Source organism: Saccharothrix lopnurensis, assembly GCF_042658445.1.
GTDB lineage: Bacteria > Actinomycetota > Actinomycetes > Mycobacteriales > Pseudonocardiaceae > Actinosynnema > Actinosynnema lopnurensis.
Genome location: NZ_JBHSQO010000094.1, coordinates 1 through 3,159 on the forward strand (window position 1 = coordinate 1; position 3,159 = coordinate 3,159).

General features: G+C 70.2%; 3 protein-coding genes. All 3 read right to left on the minus strand.

Annotated features, from left to right (window positions below; translation table 11 throughout):
• Positions 1 to 74: 74 nt before the first annotated feature.
• The 3 genes from ACFP3R_RS37440 to ACFP3R_RS37450 all read right to left on the minus strand — a co-directional run bounded on the left by ACFP3R_RS37440 (position 75) and on the right by ACFP3R_RS37450 (position 2,795).
• On the minus strand, positions 75 to 974 hold the full coding sequence (locus ACFP3R_RS37440) for an ABC transporter ATP-binding protein (protein WP_380643772.1): 900 nt from the start codon (positions 972 to 974) through the stop codon (positions 75 to 77).
• Positions 975 to 1,104: 130 nt separating this feature from the next.
• A complete protein-coding gene (locus ACFP3R_RS37445) occupies positions 1,105 to 1,866 on the minus strand; it encodes a hypothetical protein (RefSeq protein ID WP_380643774.1) in 762 nt (253 codons plus the stop codon).
• A complete protein-coding gene (locus ACFP3R_RS37450; protein ID WP_380643776.1) occupies positions 1,863 to 2,795 on the minus strand; it encodes an ABC transporter ATP-binding protein in 933 nt (310 codons plus the stop codon). The genes ACFP3R_RS37445 and ACFP3R_RS37450 overlap by 4 nt, the downstream gene beginning before the upstream one ends.
• Positions 2,796 to 3,159: the final 364 nt, after the last annotated feature.

Sequence of the window (3,159 nt, forward strand, 5' to 3'; positions counted from 1 at the left end):
CACCTGCCGACGACCCGTCCAGGCCACAACACCACCCACAAAACCGCAGGTCAACACCACCTAACAAAGCCCTACTATTGGGCGGCGTGGTATTCCACTGATTCCTTGGTCAGCTGCATGAACGCCTGTTCGAGCGAGCCCAGCCGGGGGCTCAGCTCGTGCAGGGTGATGCCGTTCGCGGCGGCCAGCTCGCCGATGGCCGCGGATTCCACCCCGTGCACCACGAGCGCGTCGTCGTCCGCCTCCACGCGCCCCCGCTCGTCCAGCAGGGCCCTCAGCCGGTCCAGCTGGGGCGAGCGGACGCGGACGGCGCCCTCGGTGGCCTCCTGGATGAACTGCTCGGTGCCGGTCTGCGCGATGAGCCTGCCGCGCCCGATGACCACCAGGTCCTGCGCCGTCTGGGCCATCTCCGACAGCAGGTGGCTGGACACGAACACGGTCCGCCCCTCGGCGGCGAGCCGGTGCATGAACCGGCGGATCCAGAGGATGCCCTCGGGGTCGAGGCCGTTGACCGGCTCGTCGAACAGCAGCACCTCCGGGTCGCCCAGCAGCGTGCCCGCGATGCCGAGCCGCTGGGACATGCCCAGCGAGAAGGTGCCCGCGCGCCGGTTGGCGACCTCGGTCAGGCCGACCGCGTCCAGCACCTCGTCGACGCGGGCCACCGGGATGTCGTTCGACCTGGCCAGCCACCTGAGGTGGGAGCGCGCGGAGCGGTTCGGGTGCACCCACTTGGCGTCGAGCAGCGCGCCGACCACGCGCAGCGGGTGGCGCAGCGCCCGGTAGTCCTGCCCGTTCACGGTGACGCGGCCCCGGGTGGGGCGGTCCAGGCCGATGACCATGCGCATGGTGGTGGACTTGCCCGCGCCGTTCGGGCCGAGGAAGCCGGTGACCCGGCCCGGTGCGACGGTGAACGACAGGTCGTCCACCGCCACGGTCTTCCCGTAGCGCTTGGTGAGGCCGGTCGCTTCGATCACGACTTCTCCCGTTCGGTCGAGGAACGCCGAGAGCGGGTTCGGACCACCTCCCCGAAGGTGGCCCGAACCCGCCTTTCCCTACCCCCGATCATCCGCGCGACCGACCCCCTCGGCACGGCCGCGCGTTCCCCTACGCGTCCCGCCGCTTCACGACCACCAGCGAGATCACGTACACCGCGAGGGCGATGGCGGCGAAGTACGCCAGCGATCCCCACGGGCTCAGTTCCCCCACGGTCGGCGGGCCGGCCCCCTCCGGGAGGGAGCTCAGGTCCGGGTCGCCCATGACGAACTTGTTGGCCACGGTGAACGGCATCCACTTCTGGATGTCGTCACCGACGTTCGGGATGAACCCGACGACGCTCTCCACCACCAGCGCGAACACCAGGATGATCGACACCGCGCCCGCGGTCTGCCGCACCAGCGCGCCCACGCCCAGCGCGAGCAGCGCGCCCGCCCCGTACACCAGGCCGACGCCCGCCACGTGCCGCCAGTCGTTGGCCGTGGTCAGCGCGAGCTCCGAGGTGTTGTCGGCCAGCAGCCAGCTCAGGCCCCACGAGCCGAACGCGGCGGCCAGGCCGACGAGGGTGGACAGCAGCACCACCACGACGGCCTTGGCGACCATCGGCGAGGTGCGGTCGGGCACCGCCTGGAACGTCGACTTGATCGTGCCGAAGCGGTACTCGGTGGTCACCGCCAGCGCGGCCATCACCATGATCACGTACAGGCCGAACGAGTGGGTGAACACCGAGGCCAGCACCGGCATCGGCGAGTCGCCCCAGCTGGCCGCGATGATCGCGGTGACGCCCACGGTCAGGCCGAAGGCGAGGAGCATGCACCACCACGGCGAGCGGGTGGAGAAGAGCTTGATGCGTTCAACGGCGAGCAGAGTCATCGCGCGGTCACTTCCCCGGTCTCGACGAGTTCGGCGTGGTACTCCACGGACTCGCCGGTGAGCTGCATGAATGCCTGTTCCAGCGAACCGTGCTGCGGGCTCAACTCGTGCAGCACCACGCCGCCCGACGCCGCGATGTCCCCGATCTGGTCACTGCCGGCACCCGACACGGTGAGTGCGCCGTCCTCGCCGTTGCGCACGGTGAAGCCCTTGTCCACGAGCATCGCGCCCAGCTTGTCGGCGTGCGGGCTGCGCACCCGCACGCTGTTCTCGGTGGCCTCCTGGATGAACCGCTCGGTGCTGGTCTGCGAGATCAGCCTGCCGCGCCCGATGACCACCAGGTCCTGGGCGGTCACCGCCATCTCCGACAGCAGGTGGCTCGACACCAGCACGGTGCGCCCCTCGGCGGCCAGGTTCTGCATGAACCGGCGGATCCAGAGGATGCCCTCGGGGTCGAGGCCGTTGACCGGCTCGTCGAACAGCAGCACCTTCGGGTCGCCCAGCAGGGCGCCCGCGATGCCGAGCCGCTGCGACATGCCCAGCGAGAACCCCCCGGCGCGGCGCTTGGCGACCTTGGTCAGGCCGACCATGTCGATCACGTCGTCCACCCGGCGGGCCGGCAGGCCGTTGGACTTGGCCAGCCACTCCAGGTGGGCCTTCGCGGAGCGGTTCGGGTGCACCCACTTGGCGTCCAGCAGCGCGCCGACGGTCCGCAGCGGACGGTCGAGGCTCGCGTAGGGCTTGCCGTCGATGAGCACCTTGCCGGCGGTCGGCCGGTCGAGGCCGAGCATCATCCGCATGGTGGTGGACTTGCCCGCGCCGTTCGGGCCGAGGAAGCCGGTGACCCGGCCCGGTGCGACGGTGAACGACAGGTCGTCCACCGCCACGGTCTTCCCGTAGCGCTTGGTGAGGCCGATAGCCTCGATCATGGTTTCTCCCCTGGACCGCACATCCCCCGTGTTCGGTCATACCCTGCCCGGCAGGAGGGGGTCGGCACATCGGTCTGTAGTTGACTCGTGGGTGCGACTTCAGTCTTATCGTCTTCGCTACCTCGGTCGTAGTAATCCGTGATCACCCTGAGTCGTCCCTACCCTTCCCCCCACCTCCCCTCAGGGTTGCGAAACCATCGCGAGTCGTACGTCCAGGTCCACCGTGTCGTACGTCCAGGACCCCCGAGTTCAACGTTCGCGACCCGAGACCGGGGGCCGGCACCCCGGGGCAGGCGGGGGTCGGCAGGGCAGGCGGGGGTCGGCAGGGCAGGCGGGGGTCGGCAGGGCAGGCGGGGGTCGGCAG